A 23204-nucleotide genomic window follows, 5' to 3' on the forward strand; every position below is an offset into this window, starting at 1 on the left:
TCGTGGCCGCCCGGCGAACCTCAGGAATCGGCCAGCAGAACAGTAAACCGGCGGCTGCTCACCCGGTCACCGCCGGCGGCAAGGGCGCGTTGGGCGTCCGAGAGCGTGCCGTGCACGGCGACGTAGGTCCGCGGATCGGCCTGCTTCAGCGCCTCGGCACCGACCCAGACGAGCACGTGCTCCCCCGCGGGCAGCCACGACAGGTCGGTCAGGCAGTCGTACAGCGCGTCCAGGTTCCGGCCGAAGTACGACGGGAACCGCAGCAGCTCGGCGATGGCGTCGAGGGTCGCGGCCTTGTCGGTCAGGCCGGCGCCGTCGAGCACGTAGGTGAACGCGCCGCGCGCCTTGGCGTCGGCGACGAGAGCGCTGCTGTCGGGGTTCTGTGCAGGTGTGGATGTCACGGTCAGGTCCGGGTATCGACGACGACGAACGATTCGTAATGGTCTCCGGTGTAGTACAGCTCGTCCTCACTGCCGGTGACGAGCCGTCTGGCACCCCGGTCCGGGCTGCCGGGCGTGGCCACCGTGTACTCGTGGTAGTAGCCGTCGGGCTGATCGGGCAACAGCCCTTCCCGATTGCCGAAGACCGTGCCGTCCCGCTCGGGGTACGGGAAGGGCCCACCGCGTTCGATGAGTTCCCATGTCTCCTCGGCCTCCGGGGGCAGGTCGGCGAGGGCCACCACCTCGAAACCGGATTCCGCGCCCGGCAGGCTACCGCCTCCACCGGAGGCGTCACCGCCCCCGGTGAGCTCCCCCACCAGCCAGCCGCCGAGCGCGAGCAGGATGAGCCCGGCCAACGCCACACTGATACGCCTGCGCGAGAACACGCGCGCCTCCCTAGGAACGACCGCGGCCGCGGTCCGGCCTCGCCGCCTGCTCGTCCGCCCGCCCCGGCCGCAGCCGGCCTGCGACGTTCATGGCGAGATCCACACCACGGCGGAGCAGCCAGGTCGCGGCGGCGCAGATCGGCAGCAGTACGGCCACGACCAGCACGAACTGCAACGGGAACCACTGCTGCGCGAGCCAGAGCTCGAACCCGTCCCACCAGCGGGCAACTCCGTCGAACACAACCGCGAGCCTACTGCAGGTACGTTGACGCCATGTTCGCCGTCTATGCCAACGAAGCCAATGCCGACGACCCCCTCGCCTCCCTCGTCGTGGGCGAGCGCCCCGACCCGGAGGTGCCCGAGGGCTGGGTCACGGTGAATGTCAGAGCCGCAAGTTTGAACATGCACGACATCTGGACCCTGCGCGGGGTCGGGATCAAGAGCGAGCAGTTCCCCATGATCCTGGGCTGCGACGGTGCCGGCGTGCTCGACGACGGCACCGAGGTCGTCATCCACTCGGTCGTCAACGACGAGTCGTGGCAGGGCGACGACACGCTGGACCCGAAACGCACCCTGTTGACCGAGAAGCACCAGGGCACGTTCGCCGACGCGGTCGTGGTGCCGTCCCGCAACATCGTCCCGAAGCCCGCGGGCCTGTCGATGGCCGAGGCCGCGACGATGGGCACCGCCTGGCTCACCGCGTACCGCATGCTGTTCGTCAAGTCGGGTCTGCGGCCCGGGCAGACGATGCTCGTGCAGGGCGCGTCCGGTGGGGTGTCGACCGCACTGGTGCAGCTCGGCCGCGCTGCGGGTCTGCGCGTGTGGGTCACCGGTCGCTCCGAGGACAAGCGCGCCCTGGCCGAACGACTCGGCGCGCACGCGACGTTCGAATCGGGTGCCCGCCTGCCCGAGCGCGTGGACGGCGTGTTCGAGACAGTGGGCAAGGCCACGTGGTCGCACTCGATGAAGTCGCTCAAACCGGGCGGGATCATCGTCGTGTCGGGGTCGACGAGCGGCCCGGACGCGAGCGCCGAGCTGCAGCGCCTCTTCTTCCTGCAGCTGCGGGTCGCCGGTTCGACGATGGGAACCCGTGACGAGCTGGCCGACCTGCTCTCCTACACCGAGCTCGCGGGCATCCGGCCGCAGATCGGCGCCGAGCTGCCGTTCGACGACGCCCGGAAGGGCTTCGAGGACATGCTCGAAGGTCGGACATCGGGCAAGATCGTTTTCACACGCTGAGCCCAGAAAACACCGCTGACCAGGGGAAACCGCAAACACGGAGAGTTACGATATCGTTTCGTGACCTTCGTTACGGAGATCGAACCGGCGTTCTGTGTTTAGCCTGGTGCCATGATCGCATCCCGGCGGGAGGCATCCGGCTCCCCGGCAGCAGCCGAGGTTCCGGGGACTCCGGACGCGTCCGACGCTCCGGAGCCCCCGGAACCTCCGGATACCGCGGCCCGCACCGGCGACCCCGGCGCGGGCCATGACCAGGACGTCGACGTCGAGATCCGCTCCGGCTACCGCCGGTTCGGTGGCTTCTCGACCCGAGTCCTCGAAGCCGGCCCCCGGCCCGTGGAACGCCCCGCCGGACGGCGGTTCCGCAGGCGCTCGGACGAACGCCGCCGGCCCGCACCCCGGCTCGTGTTGCTGCACGGCTACTGCGACAGCGCCGACACCTGGCGTCCGGTGCTGACCGAACTCGCACGCGCGGGCGTGGCCGCGATCGCGGTCGACCTCCCCGGCTCCGGTGAGGCCTCGGCCCTGCGCTCCGGGGCGATGCTGCCGCAGCTCGACGTGTTCACCGCCGCCGTGGTGCAGGACCAGTCCGCCCTCGGAGGCGTCGTGCTGGCGGGCAACTCGCTGGGCGGCACGATGGCACTGCGGGCCGCGCAGAACCCGTCCCTGCCGCTGTCGGGCGTCGCCTCGATCGCGGCACCCGGGCTCTCCGACTCGTGGCTCGTCCGCGGCGTCGCGCGCAACCCCCTCGCCCGGCTGGCCACGTCGCTGCCCGTACCCGTCCCGCGCTTCCTCGTCCGGGGCATCGCCGAGCAGGTCGTCCCGCGGCTGCTGTACGCCGACTCGAAGCAGGCGGCGGCCGAGCACGTCGCTCGGTTCGTCGAGCTGTTCCCTGACTTCAAGGCGACGGGCGAACGCCTGGAGCAGGCCACTCGCCTCATCGCCGAGCTCGACGACGCCTACGAACTCGAGCGGATCACGCTGCCGCTGCTCGTCGTCGCGTGCGGCCGGGACCGGCTGGTCAACGCCGACGCGGGCCATCGGCTGCATTCGCTCGTGCCGCACAGCCGGTTGCTGGTCCGCGAGGACTGGGGACACTGCCCGCAGCTCGACGATCCGCACGGGCTCACGGAGGCGCTGCACTACTTCGCGGGCAGCGCACTGGCCGAACGGCCGCCGTCCGGGCGGCGGAACACGCGGGCGGGCCTGTTGTCGGGCGCGGTGGGCTGACCTCCCGACGAAAGACCACGGCGACCGCGCGACCACGGCGGTTCGGAACACCACGGCGGCTCGGAACATCATGGCGGCAGGCAGACCAGGGCGGCAGCGCGGCGTTCCGGCAGTGGCACCGCGGCCGGAACGACCTCAGCCGAGGCGGCGCGCGGCCGCGGAGGCGGCCTCCCGTGCCTCGTCGACGAGCTGCGCGACGATCCCCTCCGCGGGGCCCGACCCCGTCAGCGGGTAGGTCTGCCCCGCCCAGAGGGACACGGCCTCGGGATCGCCCGCGGCCGTCGCGGCGGCCCGCACCGGCTTGGTGATGTTGTTCAGCTGCGGATACGCCGCGGGCGCGCCCGCCGAGTTCTCCCGCAGGAAGCGGTTCTCCAGCCCGCGCGCGGGCCTGCCACTGAACGCGCGCGTGATCGCCGTCGGCCGCCCGCCCGCGTCGAGGGCCGCGCGATGGGTTCCGTTGGTGCCCGCCTCGTCGGCCCGCAGGAACGCCGTGCCCAGTTGGGCGGCGACCGCACCGGCCGACAGCACCGCGGCGACGTCCGCGCCGTGCACGAGCCCGCCTGCCGCCACGAGGGGCAGGTCGGTCTCGTCTCCGATGAGGCGGAGCGCCGAGAGCAGGCCGAGCAGTGGCCCACCGCTGTCGGTGCCGGCGTCGTCGGTGAACACGGCCCGATGCCCGCCGGCCTCGAAGCCCTGGACGCACAGCACGTCCGCGCCCGCCGTGGCCGCTTCCCGCGCCTCGTCGGGCGTCGTGACGGTCACCACGACCGTCGCACCCGCCTCGTGGAGCCGCTCGATGTCGGCGACGAGCGGCGTGCCGAAGGTGAACGAGACGACCGGCACCCGCCGTTCGACGACGAGGTCCAGTTTCGCCGCGTAGCCGTCGTCGTCCCACCGGCCCGCACCGGGTGTGACCCCGTAACGGTCGGCTTCGCCGCGTAGCCGGTCGGCGTACGACGTGACGTCGACCAACGACCGCACGCCGGGGACGAACAGGTTCACCCCGAAGGTCTCCCCCGCGAGTTCACGGGTCTTGTGGATCTGGTCGGCCAGCGTCGCGGCCGTGAGGTAGCCCCCGGCGAGGAACCCGAAGCCACCTGCCCGCACGACCGAGGTGACCAGTTCCGGAGTGGACGGACCGCCGGCCATCGGCGCCGCGATCACCGGGACGCGCAAGGACTCGAACATGCCCCTCATCGTACGAACGGGTACCGCCGGGGCTCGATGCGGCATCGGGGTGTCACCGGCATGCGGCGCGGTGGACCGCGGACGGGAGATCGCGATCAACTGACATCCGAACCGGCAACGTAACGCCACGATGACCCGGCGTCACCCACCTGAGCTACACCTCGTTTCGGGCCTGCTAATCCTGTCCGCCGAATCTTGAGTGGGCTGTTCGGAGCAGTGCAGGCTCCCGGCCATACGCGAGATCCCTTCGCGTACGACCCGAGAGGAAGAGAACCTATGACCGAGAAGCAGCAGACCCCGTCCGCCGCGAAGCGCTGGACCATGCGCGGCCTCGCCGTGAGCGCGCTCGCCGTCCCGATGGTGGCGGTGCTCGGCGGGACGGCCTCGGCGGCGGAGCTGACGCCGATCGCCGAGTATCTCGACGAGACGATCGCCGCCACGTCCGCCTCGCTGGTCGAGGCTCTGGGCGTGCTGCTCGGCGTGAGCTGATCCCGCCTCGGACCACGAAGGCCGCGCGGTCCCGGGGGATCGCGCGGCCCTCGGCTGTCACGAGATGTCGGCCACGACCGGCGTCACGACCACGAGTGTCGTGATCGGACGGTCCGATCCGGAGGCGAGTCGTTACTTCTTGCCCTTGCCCTTGTCACTGCTCTCGCCGTCCTCGGTGGACAGTGCGGCGACGAACGCCTCCTGGGGCACTTCCACCCGGCCGACGGTCTTCATCTTCTTCTTGCCTTCCTTCTGCTTCTCCAGCAGCTTGCGCTTCCGCGAGATGTCACCGCCGTAGCACTTGGCGAGGACGTCCTTACGGATCGCGCGAATCGTCTCGCGCGCGATGATGCGCGAGCCCACGGCGGCCTGGATCGGCACCTCGAACTGCTGCCGCGGGATCAGCTCGCGCAATCGCTTGGTCATCTTGTTGCCGTAGCTGTAGGCGAAATCCTTGTGCACGATCGCCGAGAACGCGTCGACGGCCTCGCCCTGCAACAGGATGTCCACCTTCACCAGCTCGGCGGTCTGCTCACCGGCATCCTCGTAGTCGAGTGAGGCGTAACCACGCGTGCGGGACTTCAGCGAGTCGAAGAAGTCGAAGATGATCTCGGCGAGCGGCAGCTGGTACCGCAGCTCGACCCGATCCTCCGACAGGTAGTCCATGCCGAGCATCGTGCCGCGCTTGCCCTGGCACAACTCCATGATCGCGCCCACGAACTCCGACGGAGCGATGATCGTCACCTTGCTGATCGGCTCGTGGGTCTCGGCGATCTTGCCCTCGGTCGGCCAGTCCGACGGGTTGGTGACGACGTGCTCGGTGCCGTCGTCGAGGAAGACGTCGTAGACGACGTTCGGCGCCGTGGAGATCAGGTTCAGGCCGAACTCACGCTCCAGCCGGGCCCGGGTGATCTCGAGGTGCAGCAGCCCGAGGAAGCCGCAGCGGAATCCGAAGCCCAGCGCCACGGACGTCTCGGGCTCGTAGGACAGCGCGGCGTCGTTGAGCAGCAGCTTGTCGAGCGCGTCACGCAGCACCGGGTAGTCCGAGCCGTCGACCGGGTAGAGCCCGGAGAACACCATCGGCTGCGGTTCGCGGTACCCGGCGAGCGGCTTCTCGGCACCGCGCCGTTCCGACGTGACCGTGTCACCGACCTTCGACTGCCGAACGTCCTTCACGCCCGTGATGAGGTAGCCGACCTCACCGACGCCGAGCCCCTCGGACGGTTTCGGATCGGGCGAGATGATGCCGACCTCGAGCAGCTCGTGCGTCGCGCCGGTCGACATCATGCGGATCTTCTCGCGCGGCGTGATCCTGCCGTCCACGACGCGGATGTAGGTCACGACGCCGCGGTAGGTGTCGTACACCGAGTCGAAGATCATCGCGCGGGCCGGCGCGTCCGCGTCGCCCTCCGGCGGCGGCACCTGGCGCACGACCTCGTTCAGCACCTCCTCGACGCCCTCGCCGGTCTTCGCCGACACCTTCAGCACGTCCGACGGGTCGCACCCGATGATGTTCGCCAGCTCGGCGGCGTACTTCTCGGGTTCGGCCGCGGGCAGGTCGATCTTGTTCAGCACCGGGATGATCTGCAGATCGTTCTCGAGCGCGAGGTACAGATTGGCCAGCGTCTGCGCCTCGATGCCCTGGGCCGCGTCCACGAGCAGGATCGCACCCTCGCACGCCTCGAGCGCACGTGAGACCTCGTAGGTGAAGTCGACGTGGCCCGGGGTGTCGATCAGGTGCATGACGTGGTCCTGGCCGTCGACGTGCCACGGCAGCCGCACGTTCTGCGCCTTGATCGTGATGCCGCGTTCCCGCTCGATGTCCATGCGGTCGAGGTACTGGTCGCGCATGACCCGCTGCTCGATCACGCCGGTGAGCTGCAGCATCCGGTCGGCCAACGTCGACTTGCCGTGGTCGATGTGGGCGATGATGCAGAAGTTGCGGATGAACTCCGGCGGCGTGAACGTCTTTTCGGCGGACGGGCGGTTCTTTGTCACTCGTTTCCTCGGATCGCTCGTGGACGGCCTGCCCCATGGTCCCATGCCCTCGCCCGTGGGGTTCCTCCGGAGGCCGCCGCGTCCGGCGAGGTCAACGGCGGAGCCGCGGCCGTCCGGCGGCCGGCCTCAGCCGTCGGACGGCCGGACGTCGGTCCGCAGCGGGTGGTCCGACGGCACTTGCACCAGCACGATCCGCACGCCGTCCGGGTCCCGCAACCACGCCTCGTCGAGGCCCCAAGGTTCGCGCCGCGGGCCCCGTTCGGGCTCCACTCCCCGCTCCCGGAGGGTCGCCAGTTCGGCGTGCAGGTCGCGAACCTGCAGCCACAGCGCCATGTCCTCGCTCGGCCCGGAGCTCGCACGGCCGACGATCTCCAGCAGGCCGCCGCCGAGGAAGAACACCGTTCCACCGGGGAACTCGCGGTAGATCGCCAACCCGAGAGTGTCGCGGTAGAACGCGGTCGTGACCTCCGGGTCCCGCGGCTGCAGCAGGATGCGGCTGTTCAGCACGTCCATGGCCGCAGGGTCTCACACGTCGCCCGCACCCTGCGCTGGTAAGCTGTGCCATCGCTGCCGTGCGGCATTCCGCCAGGGAGGAAACCCGGCTCAGCCGGGGCCGAGACGAGCGCGGCAGCGAATCGAACCGCCGTAGGACACGGCCGAACGTGAAGGAGTCACCTCGTGGCCAACATCAAGTCCCAGATGAAGCGCATCCAGACGAACGAGAAGCGCCGTCAGCGCAACCAGTCGGTCAAGTCCGCGGTGAAGACCTCGATCCGCAAGTTCCGCGAGGCCGCCGACGCCGGCGACAAGGACAAGGCCGTCGAGCTGCAGCGCGCCGCCGGCCGTCAGCTGGACAAGGCCGCCACCAAGGGCGTCATCCACAAGAACCAGGCCGCCAACAAGAAGTCGGCCATGGCCCAGCGCGTGAACAAGCTCTGAGCTTTCACTCGTCGACGCAGGCGAAGCCCCGGTTCCGTCAGTCACGGAGCCGGGGCTTCGTCATGCGCCCACCCGTCGCCGCCGTGTTGCGGGTTCCGGGGCTCGTGTTGCGGATCCCGGGGAGCGTGTTGCAGGTTCCGGGGTGCAGCGCCCGCTACCGAGGCGCCGTCGTCCCCCGGTCAGCGGCTCTGCTTCGCGCCCACGACATCGAGGACGGCGCGTTCGAGGGCGTAGTCGGGGTCGGCCGCCGCGCCTTTGACCTCGGCGTTCACGCGGGCGACGGTACGCATGGCTTCGGCGAGCCCGGCCGCGTTCCAACCGCGGGTCTGGCCCTGGGCCTTGCGGATCTTCCACGGCGGCATCCCGAGCTCACCCGCCAGCTGGTTGGGGTTCCCCCTGCCCGCGGCGGAGACCCGGGCGACGGTACGTACCGCGTCGGCGAGCGCGTCGGCGATGAGCACGTGGGGGACGCCGATCTGCTGCGCCCACCGCAGAGTCTCCAAGGCCGCCGCCCGGTCCCCGCCGACCGCCTTCTCGGCGACCAGGAACCCGGTGACGTCGGCCTTGCCCCGGTGGTAGCGGCGCACGGCGTCCTCGTCGACCTTGCCGCCCGAGTCGGCCACGAGCTGGGTCGCCGCGGACGAGAGCTCCCGCAGGTCCGAGCCGACGGCATCGACCAGGGCGGACACGCCCGCCGCATCGATCCGGCCACCCGCCCGTTTGACCTCCGCGCGCACGAAAGCCTCGCGCTCGGCGGGCTTGGTGATCTTGGCGCATTCGGTGACCTCGGCGCCGGCCTTCTTCAACGCCGTGGGCAGCGACTTCGCGGCCTTGCTCCGACCGCCCCCGGAATGCACGACGACGAGGGTCACGCCGTCGGCGGGATCCTTGAGATACGTCAGCACGGCGTCGGCGAGCTCCTGGCCGATGTCCTGCGCCTGTTCGAGCACGATCACGCGGGCCTCGCTGAACAGCGACGGGCTGACCAGCTCGGCCAGTTCCGGAGGAGTGAGCTCGGACACCTTCGTTCGCGTCAGTTCCGCGGTCTCGTCCACGGTCCTGGCCGCACCGACGGCGGCGTGCACGGCCCGGTCTACGAGCAGTTCTTCGTCGCCCAGCACGAGGTGCAGGGGCGCGGGAGCGGCGGAGGACGCGGTCACACCCAGATCCTGCCACGGTGACATGGATTGCAACGGCATGGCCGGGACTGATCGCCATGCCCTAGTGTGGACTCCGAACACGCCGCGCAGGCATACGGCGGATAAACGAATACCGCTCATCAAGAGGGGCAGAGGGAACGGCCCGTAGAAGCCCCGGCAACCGGCGTCAGCCTGTCATCTCGATTCCGCGAGGTAGCTGACGACAACGGTGCTAATTCCGACCCGTGCCAGCGGGGCAGATGAGGAAAGGAACCTCGCGATGACCGCAGCCCTGACCCCCTCCACCAACACCGCCGTCGACCTCGGTCCGGCCGTCGAACTGGTGTCGAAGGAAGAGGGGCACCGCCAGCCGCTCGCCCCGGAGTTCGTCTCCGCCGAGGACTTCTCGCCGCTCGAGGTCGGTTACGACTTCGGCAGGGTCCGCAGGGAGGACATCGAGTCCGGGCCGCGCAACATCTGGCGCTACAAGAAGCTGCTCCCCGTGCCGTCCAACGTCGAGGAGATCCCGAACACCGAGCCCGGCTGTACGCGGCTGGTGCGGGCCGACAACCTGGCGAAGGCGCTCGGCGTGAAGCGCCTCTGGGTGAAGGACGACACCGGCAACCCGACGCACTCGTTCAAGGACCGCGTGGTCGCCGTGGCGCTCGCCGCGGCGCGTGAGTTCGGGTTCGACACGCTGGCCTGTCCGTCGACGGGCAACCTGGCCAACGCCGTGGCGGCGGCCGCGGCGCGTGCGGGCTGGCAGTCGGTCGTGCTCGTGCCGTCGTCGCTCGAACAGGCCAAGATCCTCACCACGGCGGTCTACGACGGCGCGTTGCTCGCCGTCGACGGCAACTACGACGACGTCAACCGCCTGGCCACGGAGCTGGCCGCCGAGCACGAGTCGTGGGCGTTCGTCAACGTCAACGTGCGGCCGTACTACTCCGAAGGGTCGAAGACCCTCGGCTTCGAGGTCGCCGAGCAACTCGGCTGGCGGCTGCCGGAGCAGATCGTGGTGCCGATCGCGTCCGGTTCGCAGTTGACCAAGGTCGACAAGGGCTTCAAGGAGCTGGCTCAGCTGGGCCTCGTCGAGGACTCGCCGTACACGATCTTCGGTGCCCAGGCCAGCGGCTGCTCCCCCGTCTCGTCCGCGTTCCGCAACGGCCACGACGTCGTCCAGCCGGTGAAGCCGGACACCATCGCCCGGTCGCTCGCGATCGGCAACCCGGCCGACGGTCCGTACGTCCTCGACACCGTGAACCGCACCGGCGGTGCGATCGAGGACGTCACCGACGACGAGGTGGTCGAGGGCATCCGGCTGCTCGCCCGCACCGAGGGCATCTTCACCGAGACCGCGGGCGGCGTGACCGTCGCGACGGCGAAGAAGCTCATCGAAGCCGGCAAGATCGACCCGGACGCCGAGACCGTCCTGCTGATCACCGGTGACGGCCTGAAGACGCTCGACGCGGTCGAGGACAAGATCGGCCCGAAGGCGACCGTCGCGCCGTCGGCCGCCGCCGTGAACGAGATCCTCGGCAGCTGAGCCCGACCCCGCGTCCGCGCACGGGGCCCCCGCCGGTGGTCAGCGCCGGTCAGGGCCCCGTCGCACGACGTGGGGGTCCCGGTTCGCGTCGTCGGCGGGGCCCGGCACGACCGCGATGTCACCTCCTTCGTCGGTGCGAGCGACCAGTGCGCCGTCACCGCGGAGGGTGCGGACGATCTCGTCGTGGGGATGGCCGTGGGTGTTGTCGACCCCCACGCTGACCAGCGCGGCCCGCGCACGCACCGCCGTCACGAACTCGTGGTGGGTGTGCCTGCTGCCGTGGTGCGGAACCTTCAGGATCTCCGCCTCCACGTCGACGCCACGGGCCAACAGGTCGCTCTGTGCGGCCAGCTCGATGTCCCCGGTCAACAGCACCCGCCCGGCAGGGGTCGAGGCCCGCGCGACCACCGACGCGTCGTTGACCGCCGTGCCGTCGGCACTCGACTCCGTGTGCTCGGTCCCGTCGTCCGCCTCCTCGCGTGCCGCGGGCGCGACGTAATGCGGGCCGAGCACGTCCAACGTCAGCTCGTCCCAGCGCACCTGCTCGCCGACCGTGAGCTCGACGACCGGCACCTGGTTCGCACGGGCCTCGTCGGCGACCTTGCGCAACGCCCACGAGGGAGTCCGCCCCTGCCCCACCCCGACCGCGCCGACGGCTCGGCCGTCGAACACGGCCGCCAGCCCACCGAAGTGGTCGGCGTGCAGGTGACTGATCAGCACGAGCGGCACGCGCTCGATGTCCAGCCGGTCGAGACAGCGGTCGATGGCCCGGGGATCCGGTCCGGTGTCGACGACCACCGCGCGGCCCGGACTGCCGGTCGCCAGCACGATTCCGTCCCCCTGTCCGACGTCGCACGCCACGACCGCCCAGTTCGCGGGCGGCCACCCGGGCTGCCACCACCGCGGCGGCACCGTGACCACGAGCACGCCGGTCACCACGACGGCCACGGCCACCCGCGTCCTCCGATACCGCAGAACCAGCACGCCGGCGACGATGACGACGCCGGCCGCGATCCCGCCCCACCACCCCTCGGGCCACGAAACGACCGCGCCGGGCACGGCGGCCGCCTCGCGCGCGACGATCACCAGCCAGCTCACCCCGGGACCGGCGACGTGCACCAGGATCTCCGCCGCTGCGGGCAGGGGTACGGCCAATGCGGCCGCCGCCACACCGAGGACCGTGACCGGAGCGACCACGGGCGCGGCGAGCAGGTTCGCGACGACGGACACCAGGCTGACCTCGCCCGCCATGCCGGCGATGACCGGCGCAGTGGCGACGAAGGCGGCCACCGGAACGGCGAGCGCCTCGGCGACACCCGGCGGTACCCGGCGGGCGGCGAGCGCCGCGGCCCACCCGGGTGCCAGGAACACGAGTCCGCCGGTCGCGACGACCGACAGCGCGAATCCCATGCTCGTGGCCATCGCCGGGTCGACGAGGATCAACCCGCAGACGGCGACGGCCAGCGCCGGCACCACCGACCGGTGGCGGCCGAGCACCAGGGCCGCCAGGCCCAGCGCACCCATCACCGCGGCGCGCAGCACGCTCGGCTCGTACCCGACGAGTACCACGAACGCGGCCAGTGCCAGCCCGGCCACGCCCGCCGCGGTGCGCGGGCCGAGCCGAACCGCACGGGCCAGGAGGAGAACGGCTCCGCACACGATGGCCACGTTGGACCCGGACACCGCCGTGAGGTGGGACAGTCCCGCGTCGAGGAACTCCTCCTCGACACGCGTCGACTGCGCACCGGTGTCGCCGACGACCAGTCCCGGCAGGAGGCCCGCCTCGTCGTCGCCGAGCACGGCCGCGGCGTCGCGCAGCGCGGTGCGCACGGCGTCGGCCGACCGCTGCCACCAGGACGCCTCGCCGATGTGCTCCGGCGGGCCGCGCACGTAACCCACCGCCACGGTCATGTCGCCGGGACGGGCGGGCGCCAACGAGGCCGACGTGCCGAACCGCTGGCCCGGCAGGAGGTCCGCCCACGCGTCGGCAGGTGCGATGAGGAGCACGCGGCCCGTCGAGGAGACGCCGTTCCTGTCGCGCTTCGCCGACCCGAGGCGGTCGTCGCCTGCAGCGTCCACGTCCACGACCCGCACGACGTCGACCGGCACCAGCACGGACCGGACACCGCCCCGACGGCCGCCGTACCCCTCGTCCCGGAGCGGACGCGGCCGTTCCCGCACCTCGGCACGCAGGCGCACGTCCCCGCCGTCTGCGGCCACCGCGCGCAGGGAATCCTCGGCCACATCGTGCACCCGGACGCCGACCGGAACCAGCACCAGCGGCCCGCACACCCCCAGGGCCACCGCCGCCGCGGCGACCCTGGGCGACCCGCGACGCCTCGCATGCACTGCGACGAGGAAGCCCGCCACGGCGGCGAGGCCACCGGCCGTGACCGCCGCCTGCCAGCCCCACTGCAGCCCCGCGAGGGCACCGGCCCACACGACCGTCGCAGCGGGCACCAACCGCAGGTCCCGCCGCGCACGGCGCGACGGATCCGCGGTGACCTGGGAGGCCGCGCCGAGGCCGGCGGTGAGGGTCATGCGACGCTCACCGCGTCGCGCAGCGAGTCGAAACGTTTGGTCCCGATGCCGTCGACCTCGCGCAACTGTTCCACCGCGGTGAACCCGCCGTGCTCGTCCCGCCACTCCAGGATCCGCCGGGCCGTGACCTCACCGACGCCGGGCAGGCTCTCCAGCTGCTCCTGATCCGCCGAGTTCAGCGGCACGGGTTCGTCGGCGGCCTCGCCGTCCGCGCCTGCCGACTCGGCAGTCCCGCCACGGTCGGCGCCGGTGCTCACTCCCGGCGGCACCGGCACCCCGACGTAGATCTGCTCGCCGTCCACGAGCTCGCGAGCCAGGTTGACCGACAACAGGTCGGCGCGGCGCGGCGCACCGCCCGCTGATTCGACCGCGTCGGCCACCCGCGCGCCTGCGCGCAACCGCACCAGGCCGGGTTTGCGCACCTTGCCGACGACGCTGACCACCAACCGGTCCGGTGAGTCCCCCGCCGCTCCCGGCGACGCCGCCCCGGGACCGGAAGTGGCCGGGTTCGTCGACGACTGCGGGCTCGGCTGCGACGACCCGGACGGTGACTCCGTGTGGGCCGCGGGCAACGGTGGCGGAGCCTCGGCCGCGGGTTCGTCGGCGAACACGAACCCGACCAGTCCGAGGGCTGTTACGACGCCCGCCGCCACCGACGCGATCACCCGGCGCGACGGGCCCCGGCGCGCCCCGGCGGGCACCCATCGTTCGACGAGCCGTCCGCCACGGGCACGCAGCGCCGCAGGAAGCCGGCCTTCGTTTCGAACCACGGTGTCGTCCGGCTCGGTGCCTGGGTCGTCCGGCTCGGTGCCGGACGGCGGGTGGCCTGCGGCCTCGTCCGACCGCACGCCCTCGTCCGGCGCAGTGTCGACCGGTTGCGCGGTATCGATCGGTTGCGTGGTGTCGTCACCAGTGCGCGCGGACGGGCCTGCCCGCGACGATGCTGCGTCGCGGGCTCGCGCGGGGATCACACGGCGGCGTGTGGTCTCGTCGCCCGGTGGCGGACAGGCCTGCGCGCGGTCGCGCCACTCCTCGGGAGCGTCGTCGAGGGGCGCGAGCGCGGCCAGGTCCGCCAGTCGTCGATGCGGTCCGCGCGGGGCGGTCGTGGCGGAGCGACCGGCCCGGACCTGCGTTGTTTCGTCGAACACGCGCTCGACGTTAGGAAGCCGGCGAACGAGGCGGCAGAGGGAATCTCGCGTTCTGTGGACAGGCGGGGTCGTGTGGACAACTTCCCGGCCGGGGACCGGATCCGCCGGTCGGCGTCGGTGGGGTGTACTACGATGCCGCGCCGCCCGACGGCTGCTCCCCCACCCTGCGTCGACAGCGGCCGCCCGTCATCACCTGCTGCCGGTCGTCACACGCTGGACCGTCATCATCTGCTGCCGGTCATCACGGCTGCCCGTCGTCCCGACTCTCGGGTCACCGCTGCCCGCGTGTCACGGCTCGGGCGCCGGCGGCTGCACGACGACGCCGAGCACACCGGGACCGGTGTGTGCGCCGATCACGGCGCCGAGTTCGCTGACGACGCACCCCCGCGAGCTGGGAAGACGTTCGTCGAGTCGCGTGGCCAGCTCCGCAGCACGGTCCGGCGCGGCCAGGTGGTGCACGGCGACCTCCACGTCCGGCTCGTCCGCGGCGGCCTCCGCCGCCAACTCGACCAACCGTGTCATGGCCCTGGTCGTGGTACGCACCTTCTCGAGGGGCGTGATCTCGCCGTCGGCCATGTGCAGCACCGGTTTGACCATCAGTGCGGTGCCGAGCAACGCCGCGGCGTGGCCGATGCGCCCACCGCGGCGCAGGTGTTCGAGGGTCTCGACCACGAACAGGGTCCGCGACCGTGTCGCGGCCGCCGTCGCGGCGTCCTCGACCTCCGCTCCCGTCGCACCGGAGCGTGCCGCGGTCGCCGCGTGACCCGCCGCGAAACCGAGTCCCATGGCCGTCGTCCGCGAGTCCACGACCCGCACGCGATCGGGCCCGACCTCCTGCGCCGCCAGCACCGCGGCCTCCCACGTGCCGGACAGGCGTTTCGACAGGTGTACCGACACGACCGAGTCGGCGCCCGCGTCGAGGGCCGCCCGGAACTCCGCCGCGAACTCGGCAGGCGTCGGCCGCGAGGTGGTCACGATCCGTTTGCGCCGCAGTGCGCCGGTCAGCTCGTCGGGTCCGAACTCGCCGGACGGCACGGCCATCCCTTCGACGAGCACGTGCAACGGGACCACCCGGATACCGGCACGTTCGGCGAAGCCTTCCGGGAGATGGGCGGTGGAATCGGTGACGACGGCGACCGGCACGCCGCCACCCTACGTTCCGCGGGCCTCGCCGCCGACGACCGGCGCGGCCGCCACGCCGGGCAGGATCGCCGCGATCCGTTCCGCCATGGCGTGTCCCACGGCGGCGTGGCCTTCCCAACCCCAGTGCATGCCGTCGGGATTGCCGTGCCCGCCGAGGACGTGCTCGCCGACGACGGCCGCCACGTCGAGCATCGGGACGTCGGTGCGTTCGGCCCACGCGTCCAGCCTCGCCGCGGTCGCCGCACGTTCGCCGTGCACCCGGCCGTAGTCGGCCGACCGGTGCACCGACGGCAGCCAACCCACGATCGGCAGGTCCGAACGCAGCACACGTAGCGCGCCGACAGCGGTGTCGAGATAGCGGACGGTCAGCCGCGACGGCAGCACGGCCGGCCTGCCCCGCGTGAGGCGTGCCAGCGCGGGCTGCGCGCGACGATAGGCGCCGCGGGCGAACCGGCGCAGCCCGTCGGGACGCAGGTAGCGCAGTCCGGTGCGCAGGTACGTCGGCAACGGTGACGGCAACGTGTCCATGCTGCCGACGGCCAGTACGACGACGTCGGCGCGATGCAGCTCGGCCCACAACTGCGGATCGCCGATCAGCGCCCACCACGCGTCGCGGGCCGTCCATCCGAAGCCCGCGAACAGGACTGCCCGGCCGCCGAGCTCGCGGGCGCACACGTTCGGCCACAGGCGGGGTTCGTCGGCCGGATGTCCGCTGTCCGGTCCGTGGAAGCTCAGCGAATCGCCGAGCACCAGAATCCGGGGCGCGGTCGCCGGTGCCTGATCCGCCACGCCGGTGCTATCCCGTCATGCCCGCGTTGTAGGCCTGCAGGCGCCAGCGGTCGTCGCGACGGCTCAGGTCCACCCAGTGGCAGTTGCCGATGCCGCCGAGCGACGGCCACAGAGCCACCGGCAGGTCCACCAGGTAGGCGGTCAGCGCGAGGATCAGGCCACCGTGGGCCGCGAGCAGTACGGTGCCGTACTCCTCGTCGTCACGCACCAGGTCGGCGACGACCTCCCCGGCGCGTTCGGCGACGTCGACGCGGGATTCGCCGCCGGGCGGGGCCCACGTCGCGTCGAGCCGCCACCGGTCCCGTTCACCGGGCGCCTGCGTGTCCACCTCGGCACCGGTCATGCCCTGCCACTCGCCGAGATGCGTCTCCCGCAACCGCTTGTCGAGCCGCAGCGGAACGCCGATGGCATCGGTCAGCACCGTCGCGGTGTCGGTGGCGCGACGCAGGTCGGACGCGATCACCAGGTCCGGTTCGAACCGCGCGAGGGCGGCCACGGCGAACCGCGCCTGGTTCCAGCCCACCTCGGTGAGCGCCGAGTCGAGGTGACCCTGCATGCGGCCCGCGGCGTTGTAGTCGGTCTCGCCGTGCCGCCAGAGCACGATCCGTTCGACGCTCACTGGGAATCCGATTCCTCGGCGGCGCGGGCCACGGCCTCGTCGAGACCCTCGACCTCGAGTTGCGGGCAGTCCTTCCACAGCCGCTCGAGGCCGTAGAAGGAGCGTTCCTCGTCGTGCTGGACGTGGACCACGACGTCGACGAAGTCGAGCAGCACCCAGCGGCCTTCCCGCTCGCCCTCCCGGCGGACGGGCTTGTGCCCCGCCTTGCGCATCTTCTCCTCGACGTTGTCGACGATCGCGCCGACCTGCCGTTCGTTCGGCGCTGACGCGATGACGAAGGCGTCGGTGATGACGAGTTGGTCGGAGACGTCGAGCACGACGATGTCGGTCGCTTTCTTGTCCGCGGCCGCGTGCGCGGCCACGTTCGCGAGGTCTCGTGCTTCGGCCGTCGCTGCCACGGTGGTGCCCTCCGGATTAGTACGTACGCCGGATGCAGGGTACCCGGAAGGGCCGACGGGTCCGTCGCCTCCGCCCGGTCAGTCGTGATCCGCGCGATACAGCCCGCGTTTGTGGATGTAGCGGACGACGCCGTCGGGCACGAGGTACCACACCGGTTCGCCGCCGGCGACACGTCCACGCAGCGCGGTCGACGAGATCGCCATCGCCGTGACCTCGACGAGGCTGGCCTTGCCGGGTGGCAGGTGGTCGTCGTCGAGGCGGTATCCGGGCCGCGTGACGCCGATGAAGTGGGCGTTGGCGAAGACCTCGTCGGCGGCGCGCCACGTGAGGATCTGCTGGAGTGCGTCGGCGCCGGTGATGAAGAACAGGTCGTCGTCGGGGTACTGCACGCGCAGGTCGCGCAGCGTGTCGACGGTGTAGGTCTGGCCACCGCGGTCGATGTCGACCCTGCTGACGGAGAACACCGGGTTGGACGCCGTGGCGATGACGGTCATGAGGTAGCGGTCCTCGGCGGGAGTCACCACCCGATCGGCCTTCTGCCACGGCTGGCCCGTCGGGACGAACACGACCTCGTCGAGTCCGAACCGGGCCTGGACTTCACTGGCGGCGACGAGATGGCCATGGTGCACGGGGTCGAAGGTTCCCCCCATGACCCCGATGCGGCGCGACGACATGAGCACCCACCCTATACGGCTTCCGATGCGGACATCGATCCGCGCCGGTGATGATCCGTGTGGTGCGGGCCGGCCCTCCCCTGCCGGGTCGGCCCGCACCACACGGGGGCGGCGTGGCGATCTGGGGGACGCACCACGCCGGCGACCGGGTCCCCGTTTCGATCGCGGATGAGACCTCGACGCCGCAGCCTCATGACGCCGATAATGCGTGTCCTGGGTCACATTCCGGCACGAGGGGACCCTTCGCGGCGGAAAACCGCCCCGCGGCGCGGACAGTGTCGGCACGGGGGTGTAGAGCTGGACCCGTGACTACCGAGGAACACGGCTCCGGCGAACACGACACCGGCACGACACCCGGCGCGGATTCCGGCGCGGGCCTCCGGGACCGGGCCGCGACACTGCTGCGCTCGCTGGCAGGTGAGCAGGCGCGGCTGCGCGACGACCAGTGGACGGCGATCGAGGCCCTCGTCGCGCAGCACCGGCGCGCACTCGTCGTGCAACGCACCGGCTGGGGCAAGTCGGCCGTGTACTTCCTGGCGACGGCGCTGCTCCGCGAGCGGGGCGCCGGGCCGACGGTGATCATCTCGCCGCTGCTCGCACTGATGCGGAACCAGATCGCGGCGGCTTCCCGCGCGGGGATCCGCGCCGCCACGATGAACTCGGCCAACCAGCAGGAATGGGATGAGGTGCGGACCGGTGTCGACGCGGGCGAGATCGACGTGTTGCTGGTCAGTCCCGAACGGCTCAACAACCCGGACTTCCGCGACACGGTGCTGCCCGAGCTGGCGGCGTCCGCGGGCCTGCTCGTGGTGGACGAGGCCCACTGCATCTCGGACTGGGGCCACGACTTCCGCCCGGACTACCGCAGGCTCCGCACCCTGCTGGCCGAACTTCCCGGCGGTGTCCCCGTGCTGGCCACGACGGCGACCGCGAACGACCGGGTCGTCACCGACGTGGCCGATCAGCTCGGCATCGGCAGGCAGTCCGACACGCTCGTGCTGCGCGGCCCGCTGGACCGCGAGAGCCTGCGCCTGTCGGTGGTCGACACCCCGACGGAAACGGCGAGGCTGGCATGGCTCGCCGAGCACCTTGAGCAGCTGCCGGGTTCGGGCATCGTCTACACCCTCACCGTCGCCGCCGCCCACGACACCGCTGCCCTGCTCGCCCAGCGCGGCTACGAGGTCGCCGCCTACACCGGCAAGACCGAACCCGCCGACCGGCAGGCCATCGAGGACGATCTCCTCGCGAGCAAGGTCAAAGCTGTCATCGCCACCTCCGCACTCGGCATGGGCTTCGACAAGCCCGACCTGGGATTCGTCGTCCACCTGGGAGCCCCGTCGTCGCCGATCGCCTACTACCAACAGGTGGGCCGCGCCGGCCGCGGTGTGGAGCGCGCCGAGATGGTGCTCCTGCCCGGCGCCGGTGACAAGGCGATCTGGGACTACTTCGGATCGTTGGCGTTCCCCGACGAGCACCGCGTCAATCAGGTGCTCGACGCGCTGGCGTACGCCGACCGTCCACTCTCGACCGCGGCACTCGAGCCACGCGTGGAGCTGTCCCGTTCGCGCCTGGAGATGGTGCTGAAGGTGCTCGACGTCGACGGCGCGGTCCGACGGGTCAAGGGCGGTTGGATCGGCACCGGCGCACCGTGGAGTTACGACGTCGAGCGCTACGACCGGGTACGCACCGCCCGTGAGGCCGAACAACAGGCCATGGTCGACTACGCAGCCACCGACGGCTGCCGTATGGGGTTCCTGCGCAGGCAGCTCGACGATCCGCACGCACAGCCGTGCGGCCGGTGCGACAACTGCACCGGCGAGAGGTGGCCGTCCCTCGTCACCGAGGAGGTCGTGGACGAGACCGCCGACGCGCTGGCCAAGCCCGGCGTCGAGCTCGCCCCGCGGAAGCAGTGGCCGACCGGCCTGGCGGCGCTGGACGTCCCGCTGTCCGGCCGCATCGGCGCCGACGACCAGGCTTCCCCCGGACGGGCCGTCGGCAGGCTCACCGACGTCGGGTGGGGCGGCCGGTTGCGCGATCTGCTCGGCCCGGAGTCCCCCGACGGGCCGGTGCCGGACGAACTGGTCCAGGCCTGTATCGCCGTGTTGGCGTCCTGGAACTGGGAAGCCCGGCCGGTGGGCATCGTCGCGATGGACTCGCAACGGCGTCCCCGGTTGACGACGGATCTCGCCGGCAGGATCGCCTCGGTCGGCAGGCTGCCACTGCTCGGCACGCTCGAGGCCGACGGACCGCCGCCACGCCGTGCCAACAGCGCGGTCCGCCTCGCGGACCTGTGGCAGCGGCTCCGCGTTCCCGTGGACCTCCACGCGGCGCTGGCCGAGCTGACCGGACCGGTACTGCTCGTGGACGATCTCGTCGACACCGGGTGGACGATGACGGTCGGCACCCGGCTGCTGCGGCGGGCCGGGGCGGACGCCGTCCTACCTCTCGCCTTGGCGTCGACGAGCTGACGCGCCTCGGAACCGCGCTGACGCGCAGGAGTCAGTGCCGGCCGATCGGCACGAGGTCGTCGGCGTGCACGACCTCGCGGCGATGGTCGTCAGGAAGTTCGTGGGTGGAGCGGCCGATCATCTCGGGCAGCTCGGTGACGTCGTAGGCCACCACTCCCCTGGCGACCACCTGCTGCGCAGGGTCGACGAGATCGACGACGTCGCCGGCGCGGAAGTCGCCGTCCACGCCGACGATCCCTGCCGCGAGCAGCGACCGGCGTTTGCCGACGACCGCGGCCACCGCGCCGTCGTCGAGTTGCAGTCTGCCTTCGGTCCCCGCGGCGTAGCCGAGCCAGAACCTGCGCGCCGAGAGCCGCTTGTCCGCGGCGTGGAACGCCGTGCCCACGTCCGCACCGGTCAGCGCGCGACGGGCGTCCGCGGCGGCCGCGACGAGCACCGGGATTCCGCTGGAGGCGGCCATTCTCGCCGCGGCGACCTTCGACATCATGCCGCCGGTGCCGAGGCCCGAACTGGACATGCCCACCTTCAGGCCATCCAAATCGGACTCGCCCGTGACCTCGGCGATCTTCCGCGTGCCGCCCGCCCGCGGATCACCGTCGTACAGCGCGTCCACATCGGACAGCAGGATCAGGCCGTCCGCTTGAACGAGGTGGGCCACGAGCGCCGCCAGCCTGTCGTTGTCGCCGAACCGGATCTCCTCGGTGGCCACGGTGTCGTTCTCGTTGACCACGGGAACGGCGTCGAGGGCCAGCAACCGCGCCAGCGTCCGTTCGGCGTTGCGGTAGTGCGCGCGGCGGACGACGTCGTTGGACGTCAGCAGCACCTGCCCGACCGTGAGGTCGTAGCGGCCGAACGACGCGGCGTAGGCGTGCGCCAGCGTGAGCTGGCCGACGCTGGCCGCGGCCTGCTGCGTGGCCAGGTCGCGGGGACGGGTGTCGAGCGAAAGCGGGGCGAGCCCCGCGCCGATCGCACCGGACGAGACGAGCACGACCTGACCGTCGCGGCCGACGCGGCCCGCGACGGCGTCGACAAGGGCATCGAGGCGGGCGACGTCGAGGCCGTCGTCGGCGGTCGTCAGCGACGACGATCCGACCTTGACGACGACCCGACTTCCACCCGCGATGGCCGCACGTGCCTCACTCACCGGCGCCCTCACTCACCGCAACACTCCGTTTCCCTCGCCGCCGTCACGTCGGCATCGTCACGCCGGCATCGTCACGTCGACGTCGCCACGCCGGCGGTGTCCTCCGCTGCGGACACCGCCGACGGTCCTCATTCGTCGTCGCCGGCGTCCCGGTCCAGGTCGTCCAACTCGTCCGGGACGCCGTCCTCGTCTCCCGCGACCCGGCGAGCGCGACGCGCCTGCTTCCGGTCGGCGGCCGACACGCGGTCACTGCGTTCCAGCCGCGGGTCCGTACCGCGCCCGGCCAGCTGCGTCGCGACGCTCGGTGTCGACGGTTCCCACTCGAACGTGTAGCCGCCGATGGTCACCGGGCAGCCCGGCTCGGCGCCCATGCGGGCCAGCTCCTCCTCGACGCCGAGGCGGTTGAGGCGATCACCGAGATAGCCGACCGCCTCGTCGTTGGCGAAGTTGGTCTGCTTGATCCAGCGTTCCGGCCTCGGGCCGCGCACGATGAACCCACCGGGCTCGGCGGGGTCGGCTTCGACGGTGAATCCGCTGTCGTCGACGGCCTGCGGTGCGAGGACGACCTTCGTCGGCTCCGCGGGAGGGCGCTCGGCGCGGGTGCGCTCGACGATCTCGCCGAGCGCGAAACTCAGCTCCCGCAGCCCCTGGCGCGACACCGTCGACACCTCGAACACGCGCAGCCCGCGTTCCTCGAGATCCGGGCGAACGAACTCCGCGAGCTCGGCCGCGTCGGGCACGTCCACCTTGTTCAGCACGACCAGCCGCGGCCGGTCGGCGAGACTGTCCCCCAGAGCGGGGGTGTAGCGCGCGAGCTCGTCCTCCAGCGCGTCGATGTCCGACACCGGATCACGACCGGCCTCGTACGTCGCACAGTCGATGACGTGCACGAACACGGCGCAGCGTTCGACGTGCCGCAGGAAGTCGAGGCCGAGACCCTTACCGCCGCTGGCGCCGGGGATCAGCCCGGGCACGTCGGCCATCGTGAACACCGTGTCGCCCGCGGTGACGACGCCGAGGTTCGGCACGAGGGTCGTGAACGGGTAGTCGGCGATCTTGGGTTTGGCCGCGGACAGCACCGAGATCAGCGACGACTTGCCCGCCGATGGGAACCCGAGGAGTCCGACGTCGGCCATCGACCGCAGTTCGAGCACCAGGTCGCGCGACTCGCCGTCCTCGCCGAGGAGGGCGAAGCCCGGCGCCTTGCGGGCCCGCGACGCCAGCGCGGCGTTGCCGAGACCGCCGCGGCCGCCCTTGGCGGCGACGAACGTCGTCCCGGCCCCCACGAGGTCGGCCAGCACCTCGCCGTCCTCGGTGAGCACGACCGTGCCCTCCGGGACGCGCAGTTCGAGTGTCTCTCCCGCGGCACCGTTGCGGTGGCTGCCCTGGCCCTGCTTGCCGTTGCCCGCGCGTGCGTGCGGCCGGAAGTGGAAGTCCAGCAGCGTGTGCACCCCCGGGTCGACGACGAGCAGCACGTCGCCACCCGTGCCGCCGTTACCCCCGTCGGGCCCGCCGAGCGGCTTGAACTTCTCCCGGTGCACGGAAGCACAGCCGTTCCCACCCGAGCCGGCGGTCAGGTGGATCACCGCCCGGTCGACGAATCGGGTTGTCATGGCTCTGCCTTTCGAAATACGGACACTGTCGAGGTACCTGCGGGCACTCCCAGTGTGCGGCGCTGCGAAGTGCGG

General features: G+C 71.6%; 22 protein-coding genes and 1 riboswitch. Of the genes, 6 read left to right on the forward strand and 16 right to left on the reverse strand.

Translation table 11 applies throughout. The features are described 5' to 3' along the window. Window positions 1-20 precede the first annotated feature (20 nt). From LY13_RS04545 to LY13_RS04555, 3 genes are read right to left on the reverse strand one after another with little or no spacing between them, the layout of a single operon-like run. Complete coding sequence (locus tag LY13_RS04545; protein ID WP_253826885.1) at window positions 21-401, reverse strand: barstar family protein; 381 nt, start codon at window positions 399-401, stop codon at window positions 21-23. Between the two features lie 2 nt (window positions 402-403). After that, window positions 404-826 (reverse strand): guanyl-specific ribonuclease, encoded by a 423-nt coding sequence (locus LY13_RS04550; protein WP_253826886.1) that lies wholly within the window; start codon window positions 824-826, stop codon window positions 404-406. Window positions 827-836: 10 nt separating this feature from the next. Then, window positions 837-1067 carry a hypothetical protein gene (locus LY13_RS04555; RefSeq protein WP_253826887.1) on the reverse strand — a complete coding sequence of 77 codons (231 nt, stop codon included), beginning with the start codon at window positions 1065-1067 and terminating at the stop codon, window positions 837-839. A gap of 32 nt (window positions 1068-1099) precedes the next feature. Here LY13_RS04555 and LY13_RS04560 point away from each other — a divergent pair, with 32 nt between their 5' ends. Both LY13_RS04560 and LY13_RS04565 read left to right on the forward strand, forming a co-directional pair. Beyond that, the gene (locus LY13_RS04560) at window positions 1100-2065 is read left to right on the forward strand and encodes a quinone oxidoreductase family protein (RefSeq protein ID WP_253826888.1); all 966 of its coding nucleotides are present in this window, start codon (window positions 1100-1102) and stop codon (window positions 2063-2065) included. A gap of 111 nt (window positions 2066-2176) precedes the next feature. After that, window positions 2177-3295 (forward strand): alpha/beta fold hydrolase, encoded by a 1119-nt coding sequence (locus tag LY13_RS04565; RefSeq protein WP_253826889.1) that lies wholly within the window; start codon window positions 2177-2179, stop codon window positions 3293-3295. 135 nt (window positions 3296-3430) lie between these two features. On the opposite strand, the gene LY13_RS04570 is transcribed toward LY13_RS04565, so the two are convergent. Continuing rightward, on the reverse strand, window positions 3431-4483 hold the full coding sequence (locus LY13_RS04570) for a nitronate monooxygenase (protein WP_253826890.1): 1053 nt from the start codon (window positions 4481-4483) through the stop codon (window positions 3431-3433). A 276-nt stretch (window positions 4484-4759) separates the two neighbouring features. Between LY13_RS04570 and LY13_RS04575 the strand changes: the two genes are divergently transcribed. Continuing rightward, window positions 4760-4972 carry a hypothetical protein gene (locus LY13_RS04575; protein ID WP_253826891.1) on the forward strand — a complete coding sequence of 71 codons (213 nt, stop codon included), beginning with the start codon at window positions 4760-4762 and terminating at the stop codon, window positions 4970-4972. Window positions 4973-5104: 132 nt separating this feature from the next. On the opposite strand, the gene lepA is transcribed toward LY13_RS04575, so the two are convergent. Continuing rightward, a complete protein-coding gene (lepA, locus tag LY13_RS04580; protein WP_253826892.1) occupies window positions 5105-6970 on the reverse strand; it encodes a translation elongation factor 4 in 1866 nt (621 codons plus the stop codon). A 126-nt stretch (window positions 6971-7096) separates the two neighbouring features. Next, window positions 7097-7483, reverse strand: coding sequence for a VOC family protein (locus tag LY13_RS04585; protein WP_253826893.1), 387 nt, complete (start codon window positions 7481-7483; stop codon window positions 7097-7099). 165 nt (window positions 7484-7648) lie between these two features. Between LY13_RS04585 and rpsT the strand changes: the two genes are divergently transcribed. Further along, window positions 7649-7909, forward strand: a complete 261-nt coding sequence (gene rpsT, locus LY13_RS04590) for a 30S ribosomal protein S20 (RefSeq protein WP_253826894.1) — start codon at window positions 7649-7651, stop codon at window positions 7907-7909. Between the two features lie 179 nt (window positions 7910-8088). On the opposite strand, the gene holA is transcribed toward rpsT, so the two are convergent. Continuing rightward, a complete protein-coding gene (holA, locus tag LY13_RS04595; RefSeq protein WP_253826895.1) occupies window positions 8089-9069 on the reverse strand; it encodes a DNA polymerase III subunit delta in 981 nt (326 codons plus the stop codon). A 113-nt stretch (window positions 9070-9182) separates the two neighbouring features. Further along, window positions 9183-9315, forward strand: a riboswitch (SAM riboswitch). A 13-nt stretch (window positions 9316-9328) separates the two neighbouring features. Between holA and thrC the strand changes: the two genes are divergently transcribed. Continuing rightward, a complete protein-coding gene (gene thrC, locus LY13_RS04600) occupies window positions 9329-10591 on the forward strand; it encodes a threonine synthase (RefSeq protein ID WP_253826896.1) in 1263 nt (420 codons plus the stop codon). A 39-nt stretch (window positions 10592-10630) separates the two neighbouring features. Here thrC and LY13_RS04605 read toward each other — a convergent pair whose 3' ends face one another. From LY13_RS04605 to nadD, 7 genes are all read right to left on the reverse strand, one after another. Beyond that, window positions 10631-13132, reverse strand: a complete 2502-nt coding sequence (locus tag LY13_RS04605; RefSeq protein ID WP_253826897.1) for a ComEC/Rec2 family competence protein — start codon at window positions 13130-13132, stop codon at window positions 10631-10633. Further along, window positions 13129-14280, reverse strand: coding sequence for a ComEA family DNA-binding protein (locus tag LY13_RS25875; protein ID WP_253826898.1), 1152 nt, complete (start codon window positions 14278-14280; stop codon window positions 13129-13131). The genes LY13_RS04605 and LY13_RS25875 overlap by 4 nt, the downstream gene beginning before the upstream one ends. Window positions 14281-14568: 288 nt before the next feature. Next, entirely contained in the window at window positions 14569-15423 is an 855-nt protein-coding gene (locus LY13_RS04615) for a DegV family protein (RefSeq protein ID WP_253826899.1), read from the reverse strand. A 9-nt stretch (window positions 15424-15432) separates the two neighbouring features. Further along, the gene (gene octT / locus LY13_RS04620) at window positions 15433-16212 is read right to left on the reverse strand and encodes a diglucosylglycerate octanoyltransferase (RefSeq protein ID WP_253826900.1); all 780 of its coding nucleotides are present in this window, start codon (window positions 16210-16212) and stop codon (window positions 15433-15435) included. Between the two features lie 7 nt (window positions 16213-16219). Beyond that, window positions 16220-16831, reverse strand: a complete 612-nt coding sequence (locus tag LY13_RS04625) for a histidine phosphatase family protein (protein WP_253826901.1) — start codon at window positions 16829-16831, stop codon at window positions 16220-16222. Further along, window positions 16828-17229 (reverse strand): ribosome silencing factor, encoded by a 402-nt coding sequence (gene rsfS / locus LY13_RS04630; RefSeq protein ID WP_253826902.1) that lies wholly within the window; start codon window positions 17227-17229, stop codon window positions 16828-16830. Before rsfS ends, LY13_RS04625 begins: the two co-directional genes overlap by 4 nt. A 78-nt stretch (window positions 17230-17307) precedes the next feature. Next, complete coding sequence (gene nadD / locus LY13_RS04635) at window positions 17308-17904, reverse strand: nicotinate-nucleotide adenylyltransferase (RefSeq protein ID WP_253826903.1); 597 nt, start codon at window positions 17902-17904, stop codon at window positions 17308-17310. Window positions 17905-18302: 398 nt separating this feature from the next. Between nadD and LY13_RS04640 the strand changes: the two genes are divergently transcribed. Continuing rightward, window positions 18303-20372 (forward strand): RecQ family ATP-dependent DNA helicase, encoded by a 2070-nt coding sequence (locus LY13_RS04640; protein ID WP_253827247.1) that lies wholly within the window; start codon window positions 18303-18305, stop codon window positions 20370-20372. Window positions 20373-20403: 31 nt separating this feature from the next. Here LY13_RS04640 and proB read toward each other — a convergent pair whose 3' ends face one another. After that, a complete protein-coding gene (proB, locus tag LY13_RS04645; RefSeq protein ID WP_253826904.1) occupies window positions 20404-21516 on the reverse strand; it encodes a glutamate 5-kinase in 1113 nt (370 codons plus the stop codon). 128 nt (window positions 21517-21644) lie between these two features. Beyond that, window positions 21645-23129 (reverse strand): GTPase ObgE, encoded by a 1485-nt coding sequence (gene obgE / locus LY13_RS04650; RefSeq protein WP_253826905.1) that lies wholly within the window; start codon window positions 23127-23129, stop codon window positions 21645-21647. Window positions 23130-23204 lie beyond the last annotated feature (75 nt).

The sequence above is a fragment of the Prauserella aidingensis genome, assembly GCF_024171865.1.
Taxonomy (GTDB): Bacteria; Actinomycetota; Actinomycetes; order Mycobacteriales; family Pseudonocardiaceae; genus Prauserella; species Prauserella aidingensis.